The following is a 17,534-nucleotide window of genomic DNA, read 5'->3' on the forward strand; positions in this document are numbered from 1 at the left end:
GACATGTCATTTTTGGGCTATGAAGAAAAAACGGGCACACACGGCGACGATCATATTTCGGCGGCCGGTTATGTGATCGCTTACGGTCTCGACGGCGACGACACGTTTTTCGCCGAGTCGTATACAGAGCAAAACTTCCTGTTGGGCGGCCGGGGTGACGACGTCTATCGGCTCGAGACTCACGGTGTCATGACGGTCATCGACGAGGGCGGGCAAGACCGTATCGATGCGCCGAGCATCAACCTGGATAGCGCGCTGACCTATATCTTCACGCTGGAAGAGCGGTATCTCTGGGTTTATGACAGCGCCACCCGCGGGCAATTCGTCATCAGTGACTGGGAGAGCCAGGAGGGTCGAATCGAGGAGTACCGGGTTGCCGACGGGACCCTGGATTTCTCCCAGTTCCGCGACGAGATCCATGATAGCCCTGGCTATCAGGGCAATCTCTCGAGTGATGAATTCGCTGACCTGGTTCGCTCTCCCGTGTTCAATACCGACGCTATCGACAGCCTCGTCGAGGGGATGCGCGAGCGCTCGGTCGAGCGAGCCGACGAGATCAAGGGCTTGGACGACGCCTATTATCTGGCCCATAACCCGGACCTGGTCGCGGCAGGTGTCGACCCTGTCGAGCACTACGCGAACTATGGCTGGAAAGAAGGCCGTGCCCCCAATACCTGGTTCGATCGCGATTTCTATCTCGACCAGAACCCGTCGCTGCGCGATTCGGGCGCCATTCCCGTGGAGCAGTATGCGACCTTCGGCTGGCAGGCGGGACAAGACCCCAACCCCTGGTTCGATGTCGACTGGTATCTCGAGCATAACCCCGATATCGCTGCGGCAGGTATCGAGCCGGTGAGCCATTTCGTCGACCATGGCTGGAAGGAAGGACGCGACCCCAACCCGTGGTTCGATGTCGACTGGTACCTGAGCCAGAACCCGGATATCGCCAGCGCGGGGATCGAGCCGGTGGAGCACTACTGGGATTACGGTTGGCAGGAGGGGCGCCAGCCGTCCGAAGCGTTCGACCCCGGCGCCTATCTGGCGGCCAACCCGGATGTTGCACTGGCCGGCGTCAATCCCCTGGAGCACTGGATGCTCTACGGCCAGGACGAAGGGCGTCTTATCGGCTAGACGCACACGCTGCTTTTTTCTTCGCGCTCGAGAGAGGTGTCCCTTCCCCTCGGGCGCGGGAATGGCCATCATGGCGCTGGTAGTAATAAAGCGTAATGTAGCGTCATCTTGAGTAAGAGCGGTGAGCCGATGGCCGCTGTGTCGAGTCAAGACGATGCCCGACCAGGGGCGAGTATGCGAGGGTACATCACTCCAGGGCGGACGATACCGTGGCTTGCGGCGTCGTTCGCCCTGGTCGTTTATGGCGTCATCTTCTGGATGGCGCCATTGCAGGGGGAGGATTTCGCCTTCGCGCGGCGCTTCGCGGAGGGTGACTTCGGGGCGCGGCTGGCGTGGATGCTGCAGAAGTGGCCGGATCAGTTCCTGCACTGGAATGCCCGGCTGGGCGAGCAGATGACCATCCTCTGGCTGAACGTGCCCCCCGTGGCGTATCTGGTGGCGGCGTGCCTGGCGTTCGTCGGCCTGCATGCCCTGGTGGCGGCGCTGTTTCCGCTGCGGCCGGGCTGGCGCCTGCGCCTGGCGTTGTCGGCGGGGCTGACGTTCCTGTTATGGCCGGCGTTCGAGGTCTTCTTCTGGAAGACCGCCAATGCCGGCTACCTGCATCCCTTGTTGCTCAATCTGCTGTGCGTGGCCGCCTTCACATCGGCCCCCCGCGTACGCCGGGTGGCCGACCGTGGCGGCTATTGCGCGGGGCTGTGCCTGGCGGGATTGCTGGCCGGTTTCTCGTTCGAGAACGTGCCCTTGGCGGTGGCCGCGTACATGCTGGTCAGCTGGGCGCTGCTGGCGGATCGTCGGCACCACTGGCGGGCCTTGTTGCCGGTGGTGGCGGTGGTCGTCGGCTGGGTCGCGCTGATGCTGGTGCCGTCCACGGCCTACCGGCGCTCGGTGTATCGCCAGATCTACAGCGTCGGCGACACCGACCTAGCCTACTACCTGGGGCGTGCTTCCGAGGTCTCGCTGACGTTCCTCGAGACCGCCTGGCCGCTGCTGGTCGCCTCGCTGGTGGCGCTGGCGCTGCTGGTCCACTGGCATCGTCGCTCACGGGTGCGCCAGGACCCGCGAGTCTGGTGGCTGATTCTGCCGGCGGTCCTGGTGGTCGGCTCGGTGTCCGCGGCGCCCTATACCGAACCACGCGCCTTCCTGCTGGCCTGGGTGCTGATGCTGGCGATCGTGGTCGAGGCGGCCTATCGGCTGTGGTGTGGCGGCGTCCTGGGGCGGGTACTGGTTGCCGTCCTCCTGGTGGGATCGCTGGGCATGGCGCTCAAGACCCTGAGTATCTACCGGGACGTCGCCGCGCAGTTCGACACCCGGGAGCAGCGCATTCTCGACCACCTGGGTACCAGCGAATGCGGCAGCAAGCCGGGCTTGACCATCGAGCCGGTGACGCCAGGCTATTCGGCTCGCTATTTCAACGGGCGCGATGCCTGGACGATGCAGAACATGCTGGTCTTCGAGAGCTATTACGGCTGCTGGTTGACGCTCGACGGCGCGGATGGCTGAGCCGGGGACTCGTGGCGCTGGCCGCCGCGGGTCAGGCGCTTGACGATGTAGCGCGGGCGCTGCTTGCTCTCCATGTAGATGCGGCCGATGTATTCGCCGAGCACGCCGATGCCCATGAGCTGGACGCCGCCCAGGAAAAGGATCGCCGTCATCAGCGAGGGGTAGCCCGGCACCGGGTTGCCCCAGGCCAGCTTGTCGATGATCAGCCAGGCGGCATAGGCGAAGGCGAAGGCGGCGACGCCGAAGCCCAGATAGGTCCAGATGCGCAGCGGCACGGTCGAGAACGAGGTGATCCCTTCCAGGGCCAGGTTCCAGAGCTTCCAGCCGTTGAACTTGCTCTTGCCGGCCGAACGTTCCACACGGGTGTATTCGACGACGGCGGTTTCGAAACCCACCCAGCTGAGAATGCCCTTCATGAACAGCTTGCGTTCCGGCATGCGGATGATGGCGTCCACCACGCGCCGTGACATCAGCCGGAAGTCGCCGACGTTTTCCTCGATGGTGGTCTCGCTGATCCAGTTGTTGAGCTTGTAGAACCATTCGGCGGAGCGCCGCTTGAGGTAGCCGTCGCTGCCCCGGTCGCTGCGCTTGGCCAGCACCACGTCGTAACCTTCCTGCCATTTCTCTATCAACTGGGGGATCACCTCGATGGGGTCCTGAAGGTCCACGTCGATGGGGATCACCGCATCGCCCCGGGCGTGTTCCAGGCCGGCGAACAGGGCGGGTTCCTTGCCGAAGTTGCGCGAGAAGTCGATGCTCGTGACCAGGGGGTCGGAAATGGCCAGCGCGGCGATGATCTCGGCGGTACGGTCGCGGCTGCCGTCGTTGACGAACAGGATCTCGATGCTGTGCGCCGCGAGCGCCGGATGCTCGCGCACCCGCTGGTAGAACAGGGCGATGGTGTCTTCCTCGTTGAAGACCGGCACGACGAGTGAAAGATTCACGAGTGACTCCTGAACACGCAGAAACGGGAATAGACGAAGCCCAGCACCAGGCTGAGGGCCGAGAAACCGATCAGCGTCACGATCGGTGGCAGGGCGACCAGGTCGGCGAGCTTGCCGACCAGCCAGCTCAACAGCCCCATGAAGGCGACGAAGGCGGCATAGCGCCGGGCCGAGGCGTCGGAGCGGAAGGTCCAGCGGGCATTGGCGAAGAACGAGAACGTCACCGCGACGGCAAAGGCGATCAGATTGCTCAGCGACTGGCTGCCCAGCCAGTGGTAGGCGAGGGCGAAGATCGACCAGTGCAGCAGGGTGTTGATCACGCCGACCGAGGCGTAGCGGGAAAACAGCTTGAGCATGACGAGGGCATCGACCGTGTGGCGAGCGGCGGGGCGTGCCGCCGATAAAATCGCCTCAGTCTACAGGGCCGACCGGCCGAGATAAACGCTGCCGTGGTGGGCGCCACGATTGCCATCGATGTATCAATGGGCATACTGACGACTCTGACATACGAAACTATCAACGTCGCCAGCGAGGCAGGCATGACTACCGTCACACGCTATACGAACAGTTTCACGTCAACCCCCGGGGATGGCTATGACGGCGTCGGCGAGGTACTGACCAGCGCTGCCCTGGGTACCGGTACCCTGCTCGCCAATGGGCGGGCGGTGCTCACCGCCGCGCACGTGGTCGAGAACAACGTCGGCCCGATCCGCGTGGATTTCACCGGCGTCGATGGCGCTTACTCCGCGACGGTCTCGGACTACTGGATCAATCCCGGTTATTCGACGACGGGGTATCGCGACGACCTGGCGTTGCTGTGGCTGGACGAGACCGCGCCGGCGTCCATTCCGCGCTATGAACTCTACCGGGACCAGGACGAGCTGGGCCGGGTCGCCACCCTGGTGGGCTATGGGGCCACCGGCTCCGGTTACCTGGGTTACGACAGCGATTCCGGCGGGCAACGTTCCATCGTTCAGAATCGCCTGGAAACCACCTGGGATGCGGTCGACGATGCCCTCTACGGCAATAGCTGGTACACGCCCCCCGGTTCGCAGTTGGTCGCCGACTTCGACAGCGGCAGCGCCCGTTACGACACCCTGGGCTACCTGATGGGCCTCGACGATACCGGGCTGGGATCCGTCGAGGGCATGATCGCGCCCGGCGACAGTGGTGGGCCGGCCTTCATCGACGGCAAGCTGGCCGGGGTGGCGAGCTATTCGGCCTCGCTGACCGGCGCTTACGGTCAGTCGCTGGATGCCACCGACGACATCGACAGCAGCTACGGCGAGGTCGGCGCCTGGCAGCGGGTCAGTCATTACCAGGACTGGATCGATAGCACGCTGGCCGGCGTCTCCGACACGTGGCGGGGCGAGGACCAGATCGTCCACCTGCTGGGTGGCGGGGGGCGCGACCTGCTATTGGGCCATGGGCTCGATGACCGCCTGAGCGGCGCCGGCGGCAGCGACCGCCTGTATGGCAAGGCCGGGGACGATCGCCTGGACGGCGGCGCCGGGGTGGATGTCGCGCGTTTCGACGTGCGTGCCGACGAGGCGACCCTGGCCCAGGGCGGCGACGATTCCCTGATCGTCGCGTCCGAGGCGTCCGGCCGGGACACCCTGACCGACATCGAGCTGCTGCGCTTCGACGATCGGATCCTGCTGACCGAGGCCCCCGGCCTCAGCGGCCCGGCGGATCTGGCCTTCGACGAACGGCTCTATCTGGATGCCAATCCGGACATTGCCGCCGCGGCGGCGCGGGGCGAGATCACCGCGCTCGATCACTACCGCGACTACGGCGCTCACGAGGGTCGCGACCCCAATGCGTTGTTCGACGAGCGTGGCTATCGCGCGGCCAACCCGGACGTCGACGCGGCGATCCAGCGCGGCGAGCTGGACAGCGGCTACCAGCATTACCAGGCCTGGGGCTGGCAGGAGGGCCGCGACCCCTCGGCGTGGTTCGACCTGGATGCCTATTTCGACGCCAACCCGGATATCGCTCAGGCCGGTGTGGAGCCGCTGGGCCACTACCTGCGCTACGGCTACGACGAGGGTCGGGTGATCCCCACCGCCGATGACGGCATGTGGGGGTGAGCCAGGGGGCGCCCGCTCTCGACGGGCGTCCCGGCTCGGGGCCGATCACCAAACCGTGATGCTTTCGACATGAGGCCGTCATGCGCGATTGACAGAGTAGCGACCGGAGTCCTTACCCCCGAGGAGATGCCAGCATGCCGGTCGATACCCTGTCCATGGCCAACGAGAACGTCGTTCGCGTCGCCACGTACAACGCCTCGCTGAATCGCGCCAGCGAGGGGGAATTGTTCGCCGATCTTTCCACTCCGGACGATGCCCAGGCACAGCGGGTTGCCGAGGTCATCCAGCGCACCCGTCCCGATATTCTGCTGATCAACGAGTTCGATTATTCGCCGCAGGCGGTCGAGGCGTTCAAGGCCAACTACCTCGGCGTATCGCAGAACGGGCAGGCGCCGGTCGACTATGCCTATGACTTCAGTGCGCCGGTCAATACCGGTGTCGCCTCGGGGGTCGATCTGAACGGCGATGGCCGCGTCGTGACCCGGCCCGGTGACGAGGGCTACGCCGACGACGCCCTGGGCTTCGGCCAGTTCCCCGGCCAGTACGGCATGCTGGTCTTGTCACGCTACCCCATCGACGAGTCGGCAGTGCGGACCTTCCGTGACTTCCTGTGGAAGGACATGCCCGATGCGCGCCTGCCCGACGATCCGCAGACGGCGGCGCCGGGGGACTACTACTCGCCGGAAGCGCTCGACGTGTTTCCGCTATCGTCGAAGAGCCACTGGGACGTGCCGATCCAGGTCGACGGCGAGACCCTGCATCTGCTGGCCTCGCACCCCACGCCGCCGACCTTCGATGGCGCCGAGGATCGCAATGGCCTGCGCAACGCTGATGAGATTCGCTTCTGGTCCGACTATGTCAGCCCGGGCAAGGGCGACTATATCGTCGATGACCGGGGGCGGGCCGGGGGGCTCGCCGGGGATGCCCGCTTCGTGGTGGTGGGCGATCAGAACGTCGACCCGCTGGATGGCGACAGCCTCGACGGCAGCGCCCAGCAACTGCTCGATAATGCCCGCATCGCGGCCGGGCTGGCACCGCAGAGCGAGGGCGCGGTGTCGGCTGCCCAGGCACAAGGCGGCGCCAATGCCGACCAGCAGGGCGACCCTGCTTACGACACGGCGGATTTCAATGACCAGGCGCCGGGCAACCTGCGCGTGGACTATGTGCTGCCGTCGCAGGCGGGATTGACCCGGCTCGATGGTGGCGTCTTCTGGCCCGAGTCGGGGCAGCCGGGCAGTGCCGCGGTGGAGGCTTCCGATCATCGGCTGGTGTATGCCGATCTCGCCTTGACCGAGGAAATGCCACGTGTCGCCGGCGCGGATTTCCTTGGCCTGGTGGCGCTGCCCGATGGCCTGTCATTCCAGCAGACGCCGCTGGGGGGCCTTTCCGGACTGACCCGGGATGGCAGCGGCGGTTATCTGGCGATCTCCGACGATCGTTCCGACCTGGCCCCGGCGCGCTTCTACAGCCTGCGGCTCGACCTCGATGATGGCCGGCTCGACGACGGTGGCGTGCGGTTCACCGACGTCACCACGCTGTGGCAGGCCCAGGGCGAGGCCTTCGCCAGCGGCGCCATCGACCCCGAGGGGATCGCCTATGGCGATGATGGCACGCTGTTCATCTCGTCCGAGGGTGACAGCGACCAGGGGATTGCGCCTTTCGTGGGGCATTTCGGTCGCGACGGCCAGCTCTTGTCGATGCTGGAGATGCCCGCGGCGCTGATTCCCGATGGCAGCGGCGAGTCTGGCGTGCGCAACAACCTGGCGCTGGAAAGCCTGACGCTGACGCCGGACGGCGAGACGCTGTTCACCGCCACCGAGAGCGCACTGGTCCAGGATGGCCCCGGGCCCGGCATCGACAGCGGCAGCCCGTCACGCATCCTGCAGTACGACGCCCGCAGCGGTGAGGTCGAACACCAGTATGTCTATCCGACGGAGCCGGGCAATTTCGGTCTGGTGGAGATGCTGGCACTGGATGACGGCCATCTGTTGGCCCTGGAGCGCAACTATTTCGCCGATGTCGGCAATACCATTCGTCTCTACGAGGTCGACCTCGGCGCTGCCACCGATATCAATGACCTGGAGAGCCTCGAGGAGACGTCAGGCGTGCGCCCGGTCGACAAGCGTCTGGTGGCGGATCTCGGGGAGTTGGGCATCGACCCGGACAACGTCGAGGGCATGTCGCTGGGGCCACGCCTGGCGGATGGCCGTCAGAGCCTGATACTGGTCTCCGACAACAACTTCAACGACAGCCAGGACACGCAATTCATCGCCCTGGGCTTGACCCTGAACGAGCACGAGCAAGGTGGCGCAGGGGCCGACCGTCTGATTGCCGGCCCGGGAGACGATCGCCTCGTGGGTGGCGCCGGTGTCGATGTGGCGCGCTTCGGCGGCGACGCGGCGGCGGCGAGCATCGTGCATGCCGATGACGGCAGCCTGACCGTGACCTCGGCACTCGGTGGCACGGACAGCCTCTCCGGCATCGAGCTGCTGCGCTTCGATGATCGGGTGTTATTGGCCGAGGTGCCCAGCCTCAGTGGCCCGGCGGATCTGGCCTTCGACGAACGCCTCTACCTGGATGCCAACCCTGACGTTGCCGCCGCCGTGGCGCGGGGCGAGATCACCGCGCTCGATCACTACCGCGACTACGGCGCCCACGAGGGTCGCGACCCCAATGCGCTGTTCGACGAGCGCGGCTATCGCGCGGCCAACCCGGACGTCGACGCGGCGATCCAGCGCGGCGAGCTGGACAGCGGCTACCAGCATTACCAGGCCTGGGGCTGGCAGGAGGGCCGCGACCCCTCGGCGTGGTTCGACCTGGACGCCTATTTCGACGCCAACCCGGACATCGCCCAGGCCGGCGTGGAGCCGCTGGGGCATTACCTGCGCTATGGCTACGACGAGGGCCGGGTGATCCCCACCGCCGATGACGGCATGTGGGGGTGAGGTAATCGAGGCCATGAGGCGGCTCGCCGAGGGGTGACGCCGAGACGATCGAATGGCCTTGCTCGAGATGGATACCCACGACCGGGTCGTGTCGGGTGAGGCTTCACCGAGTAGCGCTTCTTCCTGCACAAGTGATCATCAGGGCCCCGCTTCGGCGGGGCCTGATCGTTGGTGACTGGGTGATGAGAGAGTCCCGTCTGGTAGAGGCTTTCATAAGCCAATGTTTTTTATCGGTATTGAATGGCGAATGCGGATCGTTGAAAGTGGTGGCGTATGGTTGAAAGCATTTCTGTGGCTAAGTGTTTTTCTCCATGATAATAAGCCTGCTGGGCTGAAAGGCGTCATCTTGAAGGGTTGGCACAGTGGCCACGAAATCCACCACTCCCGGCGGTACGTTTTACGACGATTCGACATCTCAGGACGTCGATGATTTCACCTATAACAGTGCGACAATGTCGCGTGATGCCTTCCTGTTCGATGAGTCGGGTATTTATGGCTTCACTGGTAGCGTCAACGCGCCGGGCGACTCGGCCGATGTGGTGCCGATTCAGGTCGGGTACGGATTCAAGCTGGATCGTATTCAAATCGATATCAGTAATTATCAGAACTTTTACCAAGACTCCGATATTGTTGTCGAATCCGGCGATGGAAGTTATTACAGGACTTATTCGGTCAGTAGTCACGTATCGTCCGGGATTACGTTGACGGATGAATTGAAAGCTGGCTATTACAACATTTATGCCCGCAATGATGCCTTCGATTATTCCCTGACCTTTGACATCTCTGCGGAACCGGTCAATCAGGCCCCGACGAGTATCAGTCTCGACGATAACAGCGTTTCCCAGAGCGAAGGCAGCAGTAATGTCGTCGTCGGTATGTTGTCCGCCAGCGACACCGTCGGTGACACACATTCCTATCGGTTGGTGAGCGGGACCGGCGGTGCCGACAATGGCCAGTTTGCGATTTCCGGGGCTTCTTTGGTCGCCAAGGATCTTCAATCCATGGCGCCGGGTGACTATTCGGTACTGGTAAGGGCCACGGATCAGGGCGGCCTGTACCTGGACAAGACGTTCACCATTACCGTCGTTGATGATGTTGCACCACATGTCGCGTCCATTACGGCAGCTCCCGGGGCCGTTGCCGGTACCATCGACTACGCCGTGACTTTCGACGAGGCGGTGACCGGCGTCAGCGCCGATGATTTCAGTCTGCACGCGACCGGCAACGCCGCGGGTGTCGTGACTGGTGTCTCCGGCAGCGGCAAGGCGTATACCGTCAACGTCGGCAATCTGAGTGGCGAGGGGGATTTGCGCCTCGATCTCGAGGGCGCTACCAACATCGTGGATGCGGTCGGCAATGTCGCCGGCGGCTATACCTCGGGCAGCGGCTACGCTGTCGATACCGTGGCCCCGACCGTCACGGCCGGTCGTATCGCCTTGAGCGGGGCGACGGGCGACAATGGAACGTTCAGGGTCGGCGATACCGTCACCGCGACCTGGAACAATACCGTTGGTGGTGACAACAACGGCGATGTGACGTCGGTGACCATCGATTTCAGCGCCTTCGGTGGGGGCTCTGCCGTGGCGGCGAGTCACGACGGCAGCGGTACCTGGACGGCGAGCCATACGATCACGGCAGGGGTGATCGACGCCACCGGTCGCCATGTTTCCGTCAGTGCCACCGATGACGCCGGCAACACTACCACCACGGCGGACACCACGAACGCGGGCATCGACAACACGATGCCGACGGTCACCGCTGGCGATATCTCGCTGTCCGGTGCCTCTGGGACAGGGGGAACGTTCAAGATTGGCGATACCGTCACCGCCACCTGGAACAATACCGCCGCTGGTGACAACAATGGCGATGTGGCGTCGGTAGCCATCGACTTCGGCGCCTTCGGCGGGGGCTCTGCCGTGGCGGCGAGTCACGATGGCAACGGCATCTGGACGGCGAGCTACACGATCACGGCAGGGGCGATAGACGCCGTAAGCCGCAACGTCTCTGTCAGCGTCACCGACGATGCCGGCAATACCGCCACCACGATGGATACCTCGAACGTCAGCGTCGATAACAGGGCACCCACGGTGACCGAGGGCAATATCGCGCTGTCCGGTGCCTCGGGGTCGGGGGGGACGTTCAGGATCGGCGACACCGTCACGGCGTCCTGGAACGACACCGCCGCCGGGGATGACAATAGCGATTCCCTGAGTGGCGTGACCGTCGACTTCAGCGCCTTCGGTGGCGGTTCTGCCGTTGCCGCGAGCAATGGCGGTGGTCTCTGGTCGGCGTCCTACACGATCACGGCCGGAACGATCGATGCCGTGAACCGCAACGTATCGGTGACGGCCACCGACGATGCCGGCAACACCACCACCACGGCGGGAACCACCAATGCCGGCATCGATAATGTCGCGCCTGGAGCGCTGACCGGATCCTTGACCGTTGCCGAGGGTAGCGCCAATGACGCACTCGTCGGGACGGTAACCGGCGGCGGCAACGATGATGTGACCTATAGCCTGATCGATGACGCCGGCGGACGCTTCAGCCTCGATGCCAATAGCGGCGCGCTGACCGTGCGGGATTCGAATCGTATCGACTATGAAAGCAACACCAGCTTCGCCATTACCGCCGAGGCGGTCGACAATGCCGGCAACAGCAGCGAGTCGGTGCTGACGGTTGCCGTCAGTGATGTCAACGAAGCGCCCACCCTCGATCTCGATGCCGACGACTCCTCGGGAGTCGCTGGCAACGACTGTGCCGTCTCTTTCTCGGCAGGTGGGTCGCCAGTGGCGCTCGCCGATGTCGATGCCGTACTGGTCGAGGTGGATGCCGGCGACCAGGTCGAATCCCTGACGGCCACCCTGACCAACCGGCCTGACGGGGATGGCGTCGAGCGTCTCTCTCTCGATACCAGTGCCAACACGGCGGCGATGCATGCCGGGCTGACCGTCAGCTACATGAGCACTACCGGAACGCTTTCGATCACCGGCCCGGCAGACAACGCGACCTACCAGACGATCTTGAAGGGGATCCGTTACGACAATACCGACCCAGCGGCCGATATTACGACGGGAGATCGCGTCATCGAGGTGGTGGCCAGCGACGGAGGCAGCAACTCGCTGACTGCCACCAGCATCGTGAACGTGGTCACGGCGCCGGTGATCGACCTGGGCGGAGGGAGCGGCAGCGGTGATTCGTCGGCCAGCTATATCGAAGGTGGCGGTGTCGTACGGGTGGCCGCCTTGGCAACGGTAGTCGACCCTGATGGAGACAACCTTCAGCAGTTGGTCATTCAACTGGCCAATGCCCTGGATGGTTCGCAGGAGAAAATCACCCTCTTGGGGGGTAGCGGACCTCGGGGCGGTGTCACCGTCAGCTATGACAGCGATACGCAGATCACGCTTGCGGGCAATGACATTGCCGCGCACTACCAGTCGTTGTTGCAAGAGCTTCAATACCAGAATGGCAGCGACGATCTGGATACCGCCGTACGCAACATTACCGTCAAGGCCACGGATGTACATGGCAATGAGGGAGCTGCAGCGACTCTGGCTATCGCCGTTGTAGCGGTCAATGATGCTCCGACGTTGACCGCGAACCACAGCGACCCGATCTTCATCGAGGACGGCACGGCGGTGGGCCTGTTCACTGGTGCGTCCGCGTCTACCCTCGAGGCGGCGCAGAGGATAAGCGGCCTGACGCTGACCGTGAGCAACGTGACCGACGGGGCCGATGAACGGCTGAGCGTCGACGGTACTGAGATCGCACTGACCGGCGGTACTTCCGGCACCACCACGGCCAACGGGATCGGCTATGCGGTCTCGCTGGCCGGTACCACGGCGACGGTGGTACTGAGCGGCAGCTTGACGACGGCTACCACCGAGACCCTGATCGATGGGCTGAGCTATCGTAATGCCAGCGATGCCCCCAGTACCTCCGGCGGTCGCACGATAACATTGACCGGCCTGACGGATAGTGGTGGCACTGCCAACGGCGGTGTCGATACGGCTGCCCTGTCGATTGCTTCGAGCGTAACGCTCAACGCCGTCAACGACGCGCCGGTGTTCACCACACCCATGGCGTTGAACGTGGCCGAGAACGCCACGGCGGTCACCACCCTGGCCGCCAGCGACGCCGACGGGGATCCGCTGCTCTACAGCATCACCGGCGGTGCCGATGCGGCGCTGTTCTCGCTGGATGCCAACAGCGGGGCGCTGACGTTCAGCGGCGCGCCGGACTTCGAAACGCCGAAGGACCAGGACGGCGACAACGTCTACGAGGTGACCGTCCAGGCCGACGATGGCCGGGGCCCGGCGACGCAGACGCTGGCGATCACGGTGACCGACGTCGACGAGACGCCGCCGTCTCCGCCCACGCCCCCATCTCCGCCCACGCCCCCATCTCCGCCCACGCCGCCCAGCGAAGACGATGGCGACCTGTTCAGCGGTGACGATGGCTCGCCGGTGGACGACGGCATCGACACGGGCCTGACACCCACCGATACCTTTACCCGCACCACCATCGACGGGGCGCCGGCCATCCGTGCCACCACCACCGACCGGGACACCGGCGAAAGCGTGGCCGTGATCTCGATCGACCCGGTGACCGACGGCTCCCGGGAGGATGACGACGCCACCACCGGCGACATCGACGTCGAGGGCGGCAATGGCGTCAGGATCAGTATCTCGGAGAATACTGGTTTGCTGCTCTTCCAGCGGGTCAGCACCCGTTCCGACGCCTTGCGGACGGTGATCGACCGCGACGGCACGGCGGATGGCGATGCCGAGGATCGCGACGGGCTCGATGGTTTCCTGGCGGGTGTCGGCGGCTTGGGTGGCGGCTTGGGTGGTAGTGGTGTCGGTGTGACCGAGGTCCGGCCGATCACGTCCACGGGCGGAAGTCATCGCATCGGCATCGATATCGGTAACGACAAGACCGTGGTGGTGGTCGACACCAGCGGTCTCGGCGGCGCGGACGGGGAGTCGATCTCGATCACTGGCTCGGGGAGCATCGTGGTGCGCGGCAGCGGTTCGTTCGACGGCAGCGAGCCGCAGGCCGGTGACGACGACATCGACAACGTGCTGGGTGACGACAGCAGCCAGCGCCTGTTCTTCGGCCCCGGCGACGACATCATCCGTGGCCAGGGTGGCGACGACGTGGTGGCCTCCGACGGCGGCAAGGACCTGTTGTTCGGCGGGCGCGGCAACGACACGGTCTCGGGCGGTGTCGATGACGACCGCCTGGTGGGCGGCAGCGGCAACGACACTCTGGACGGCGGTATCGGGGTCGACGTGGCGCGCTTCACCCTCGACCGCGATCAGGTCACGCTGACCCGCGACGCCGAGGGCCGCCTGGTGGTGAGCGAGGCGAACGGCGAGCACGACACCCTGAGCGGGGTCGAACTGCTGCGCTTCGACGACCGGGTCGAACTGGTCGCGGCGCCGTCGCTGGTCACGGCGAGCGGCTTCGACGAGGCCTTCTACCTGGCCGACAACCCCGACGTGGCGGCGGCGGTATCCCGCGGTGACTTCACCAGTGGCTACGAGCACTACGCAAAGTATGGCGCTGACGAAGGGCGTGAGGGCAACGACGGTGTGAGCAGCTTCGACGAGGCCTTCTATCTGTCGCAGAACGCCGATGTCGCCGCCGCCGTGGCGCGGGGCGAGATCACCGCGCTCGATCACTACCGCGACTACGGCGCCCACGAGGGCCGCGACCCGAACGCGCTGTTCGACGAACGCGTCTATCGCGAAGCCAACCCGGACGTCGACGCGGCGATCCAGCGCGGCGAGCTGGACAGCGGCTACCAGCATTACCAGGCCTGGGGCTGGCAGGAGGGGCGCGATCCATCGGCGTGGTTCGATCTGGATGCCTACCTTCAGCGTCATCCGGACGTCGCCGAGGCCGGCGTGGAGCCGCTGGGGCATTACCTGCGCTATGGCTACGACGAAGGCCGAGTGGTGACGGCTGACGACGACGGGCTGTGGGGATAGCAGCCGAGTGGCCCGGCGCTCGCTGCCGGGCCACTTTAGGTATTCTGTCGAGCGACACGGCTCAATGCGCCGCGAGCCCATGACTCATCGTGGGTGGGCGGCTGAGACACTGTCTGGGTATGCAGCGAGACAGACGTGAGGGAGTCGCCTCATCGTTCACGCAGCCAGTGAACCATGTGCGGAAAGACCTGGCCGTGGGGCATTTGCGGCAGGCGGCGAAGACGCGCCGGGCACAGCGTCATGCCGAAATAATCCAGCAGCGGGACGCCCAGGTTGCCGCCCTGGATGAAGTGATCGCGTAGCCAGCGGGCATCCCCTTTGTAACCGGCGTCGTGGAAGAGCACCTCGAGCGGCAGGCGCATGGCGCGTGCCGCCGCATAGGACCAGGCCAGCGCCGCCATTTCCATGCCGCCATCCGGGTCCAGTTCGCCGTGGGCCTGGGCGCGTTCCGCCGGCGACATCACAGCCAGGTGGCCGGCTTCATGAACCAGGTCGCCAGGATAGCGCCATTTGTCGGGGTCGATAGCCAGTCGGCCATGCCGAATGACGATGCCTGGCAGGAAGGTCGGTTGGGCAAGAGGTGTCATGTCTACCCCGATGCCGATCGACTCGATGAAAGCGATGATGGCGTTTGCCTGGCCTTGGCTGGACATCCCGGCGCCTCAAGCCGATCCGCAAGCGGGGGCGCGCGGACGAATGGCTGCGATACCGTTCATCTCCGCGCTGGTAGGGAACCAGATCAGCCGGGCGCGAAACGCATCGGAGAGTGACGGCTCCTCGACGAACCCATGGCGCAGGAGAAAGCGAATCAGGCCGCCGTCGTCGCGACGCGCGGGCACGACCAGCGGTCGGCGGCTGGTAGCCGCGGCCTGCATGATCCATTGCACCACGGTGCGGCCATAGCCCTTGTTGTGCAGCTGCGGGATGAACGTGAGCTCGATCAGGCGAAGCTCGACCTTGCCGATATCCAGTGTCACATGGCCAATGCGTGTGCCGGCCTTTTCGAGCACCAGGTCGATGGCGTCGGGAAAGTTCTTGCCGTACCCCTCGGTCCTGGCGGTTAGCTGCATGTCGAGAACCGTCTCGAGGTAGTCGCGGTCGACAGCCGCGTGATGCAGGTCCGTGCGTTTGTCCCGATAAAGGTTGGCCAGGAAATTCTTGTCACCGGGACGGGCGGGCCGGGCGGTAATGCCGCGAGCGAGCTGGACATTGCCTTCGATCATGCTGACCTCCGATGCGAATCGTCGTTGGGTTGCCGGGAGCGGTAGCGGCGATCAATTGAACAGGATCTGGAAATAGCAGCCCGGCGGCCGGCGGGCGGGGCGCAGCGTGCGCTGGATCAACAACCCCTCGATGGTGCCTTCCGGTAGGCCCTCCAGACAGGCGATGAATTCCTGACGATTCTGCAGGGGATGGTTTTCGTCGACATCGGCGCGCAGCAGCAGCGAGAACGGCGTACGCGTGCTGTCAGGACCGGCGGCATCCGGTACCGTTCGGCAATCGACCAGCGTCGCGGCCAGACGTATGGCGTCGCTCTCGATGACGAAAGGCTGCTCGAGATGCGCCTCGAAACGGCCGGCATCCAATTCGCCGATACCGGGGGCTGGGGTATCTACATCGTCGGTCATGCAGGCTCCATGGGTCGGGAGATACAGGCGGTGTGTGGCCCGGCCCGGGGTAAGGGCGGGCCATCGTCCCGAGTTGTCAACTCCGGCTGGGGTAGAGGCCTTGCATGCAGATGCAGTAATTCACCACCAGGCTGGGCTGTACGATGGGGAATGGCTGCCCTTGGCCTGTATCGTTGATCGTTAGCGCATTATTGTCGAACCCGCCGCCGCCGGAGACGCCACCGATGTTGGCTGTCGAGGTCACATCACCCGAAGGTACGTACAGAAAGCCTTGTGCACTCAGGCTGTTGGCGGGCATGCCGATGTAGTCGCCGTCATCGGGAGCCTGGTTCGTGCCCGGATGTTTCGCCACGGCGACGGAAACGCTGTTGCTGCCGCCCCCTGCATAGGCGTGTGTGTGAGTATGTGCTGGAAGCTCAAGCTGGGTGAGGGTGGTGTATTCCTGGCCTGGCATCTGGCCCATGTGCCAATCCGTCAACCCGGTCCCCTGGAATTGACCGATGGGAGCCCGCCCCCGCAAATCGGGCAGGCCGAAGACCGTTCTTGCATCACCGCCGAACGTATCACCGAGCAAGGAGAACAAGGCCTGGTATTGTGTAATCGAAATGAGCGCCCCACTGCAATACCCCCAGTTCCTGGGGGCGAACTGGAACCCGAGAGCCTGAATCACGCCGAGATAACTTTCGTCCACGATTATTCTCCTTGCCGGTGAAACGAGAATTTGCGCGTCGTCCCTGCGTTCACGCAAACCCCGGTGGTTAGCGTTCGATGCCTGGCAGAGGGAGTCCGGTTCACTCGGGCCTCTCGGCGAGGCTGGTACGGCTTACTGCCACATCTGACGGCTATTCGTTTCTTGTCTATCTATTATCTAACTTTTGTTTCGCTTGCTTGGTAGTTGGTGAGCGTCGTGGTTTAGCAATAACCTATATACAATGCGCTACCATGGGTCAAATGACCGAGCAGTTCTCCTGAAAAAATTCACTGATGTCTCATGAAATAGTCTCAAGTCTGCCCTTGATCTGCCGATAAAAATGCCATTGTCCGTATCATGCTGCTTGCCATGTCGGCCACGTTTCTAGTCTGTTAACCACCTGATTTCATGGGTTTATAAGGTAGGAAGTGTTCCTGCTGGTCAGGATGGTTTTACTGCGAAAGTCGTGTGAGCCACGTTGGCGAAAATGTCTTAATCTTTCTTAGGTACACAATAAAGGCGCCGGCTCACCATTGCTCTCCCAATGGGGGGCAGAGTAACTGTGAGCGGTTCTGCTCGGGATGTGGAGTGCCGGGATAGGCCGTCGTT

General features: G+C 64.1%; 11 protein-coding genes. 5 read left to right on the top strand and 6 right to left on the bottom strand.

From position 1 onward, the window contains the following. The first annotated feature begins 3 nt into the window (after positions 1 to 3). Entirely contained in the window at positions 4 to 1,131 is a 1,128-nt protein-coding gene (locus tag D0901_RS04825) for a hypothetical protein (RefSeq protein WP_129139159.1), read from the top strand. Positions 1,132 to 1,305: 174 nt separating this feature from the next. Then, positions 1,306 to 2,631, top strand: coding sequence for a DUF6056 family protein (locus D0901_RS04830; protein WP_267899208.1), 1,326 nt, complete (start codon positions 1,306 to 1,308; stop codon positions 2,629 to 2,631). On the opposite strand, the gene D0901_RS04835 is transcribed toward D0901_RS04830, so the two are convergent. Then, on the bottom strand, positions 2,592 to 3,575 hold the full coding sequence (locus D0901_RS04835) for a glycosyltransferase family 2 protein (protein WP_129139161.1): 984 nt from the start codon (positions 3,573 to 3,575) through the stop codon (positions 2,592 to 2,594). The two genes, D0901_RS04830 and D0901_RS04835, sit on opposite strands and share 40 nt — an antisense overlap. Continuing rightward, complete coding sequence (locus D0901_RS04840; protein ID WP_129139162.1) at positions 3,572 to 3,931, bottom strand: GtrA family protein; 360 nt, start codon at positions 3,929 to 3,931, stop codon at positions 3,572 to 3,574. The genes D0901_RS04835 and D0901_RS04840 overlap by 4 nt, the downstream gene beginning before the upstream one ends. A 183-nt stretch (positions 3,932 to 4,114) precedes the next feature. On the opposite strand from D0901_RS04840, the gene D0901_RS04845 reads away from it, so the two are divergent. From D0901_RS04845 to D0901_RS04855, 3 genes are all read left to right on the top strand, one after another. Next, positions 4,115 to 5,665 carry a trypsin-like serine protease gene (locus D0901_RS04845; RefSeq protein WP_162500820.1) on the top strand — a complete coding sequence of 517 codons (1,551 nt, stop codon included), beginning with the start codon at positions 4,115 to 4,117 and terminating at the stop codon, positions 5,663 to 5,665. Between the two features lie 134 nt (positions 5,666 to 5,799). Further along, positions 5,800 to 8,610 (top strand): esterase-like activity of phytase family protein, encoded by a 2,811-nt coding sequence (locus tag D0901_RS04850; RefSeq protein WP_129139164.1) that lies wholly within the window; start codon positions 5,800 to 5,802, stop codon positions 8,608 to 8,610. Between the two features lie 362 nt (positions 8,611 to 8,972). Beyond that, positions 8,973 to 14,606 (top strand): beta strand repeat-containing protein, encoded by a 5,634-nt coding sequence (locus D0901_RS04855; protein WP_129139165.1) that lies wholly within the window; start codon positions 8,973 to 8,975, stop codon positions 14,604 to 14,606. 149 nt (positions 14,607 to 14,755) lie between these two features. Here the strand turns inward: D0901_RS04855 and D0901_RS04860 are convergent, their stop codons facing one another. The 4 genes from D0901_RS04860 to D0901_RS04875 form a co-directional block, all read right to left on the bottom strand. Further along, on the bottom strand, positions 14,756 to 15,259 hold the full coding sequence (locus tag D0901_RS04860) for a hypothetical protein (RefSeq protein WP_203234791.1): 504 nt from the start codon (positions 15,257 to 15,259) through the stop codon (positions 14,756 to 14,758). A gap of 9 nt (positions 15,260 to 15,268) precedes the next feature. Further along, positions 15,269 to 15,829 (bottom strand): GNAT family N-acetyltransferase, encoded by a 561-nt coding sequence (locus D0901_RS04865; protein WP_129139166.1) that lies wholly within the window; start codon positions 15,827 to 15,829, stop codon positions 15,269 to 15,271. Positions 15,830 to 15,880: 51 nt separating this feature from the next. After that, positions 15,881 to 16,234 (bottom strand): DUF6916 family protein, encoded by a 354-nt coding sequence (locus D0901_RS04870; protein WP_129139167.1) that lies wholly within the window; start codon positions 16,232 to 16,234, stop codon positions 15,881 to 15,883. Positions 16,235 to 16,310: 76 nt separating this feature from the next. Further along, a complete protein-coding gene (locus D0901_RS04875) occupies positions 16,311 to 16,925 on the bottom strand; it encodes a phage tail protein (RefSeq protein ID WP_129139168.1) in 615 nt (204 codons plus the stop codon). Positions 16,926 to 17,534 lie beyond the last annotated feature (609 nt).

The sequence above is a fragment of the Modicisalibacter coralii genome (assembly GCF_004117855.1).
Classification (GTDB): Bacteria; Pseudomonadota; Gammaproteobacteria; order Pseudomonadales; family Halomonadaceae; genus Modicisalibacter; species Modicisalibacter coralii.

Coding starts and splice junctions, on each gene's coding strand:
- D0901_RS04870 (WP_129139167.1), bottom strand. CDS start 16,234: ATGACCGACGATGTAGATACCCCAGCCCCCGGTATCGGCGAATTGGAT.
- D0901_RS04850 (WP_129139164.1), top strand. CDS start 5,800: ATGCCGGTCGATACCCTGTCCATGGCCAACGAGAACGTCGTTCGCGTC.
- D0901_RS04865 (WP_129139166.1), bottom strand. CDS start 15,829: ATGATCGAAGGCAATGTCCAGCTCGCTCGCGGCATTACCGCCCGGCCC.
- D0901_RS04825 (WP_129139159.1), top strand. CDS start 4: ATGTCATTTTTGGGCTATGAAGAAAAAACGGGCACACACGGCGACGAT.
- D0901_RS04830 (WP_267899208.1), top strand. CDS start 1,306: ATGCGAGGGTACATCACTCCAGGGCGGACGATACCGTGGCTTGCGGCG.
- D0901_RS04845 (WP_162500820.1), top strand. CDS start 4,115: ATGACTACCGTCACACGCTATACGAACAGTTTCACGTCAACCCCCGGG.
- D0901_RS04860 (WP_203234791.1), bottom strand. CDS start 15,259: ATGTCCAGCCAAGGCCAGGCAAACGCCATCATCGCTTTCATCGAGTCG.
- D0901_RS04840 (WP_129139162.1), bottom strand. CDS start 3,931: ATGCTCAAGCTGTTTTCCCGCTACGCCTCGGTCGGCGTGATCAACACC.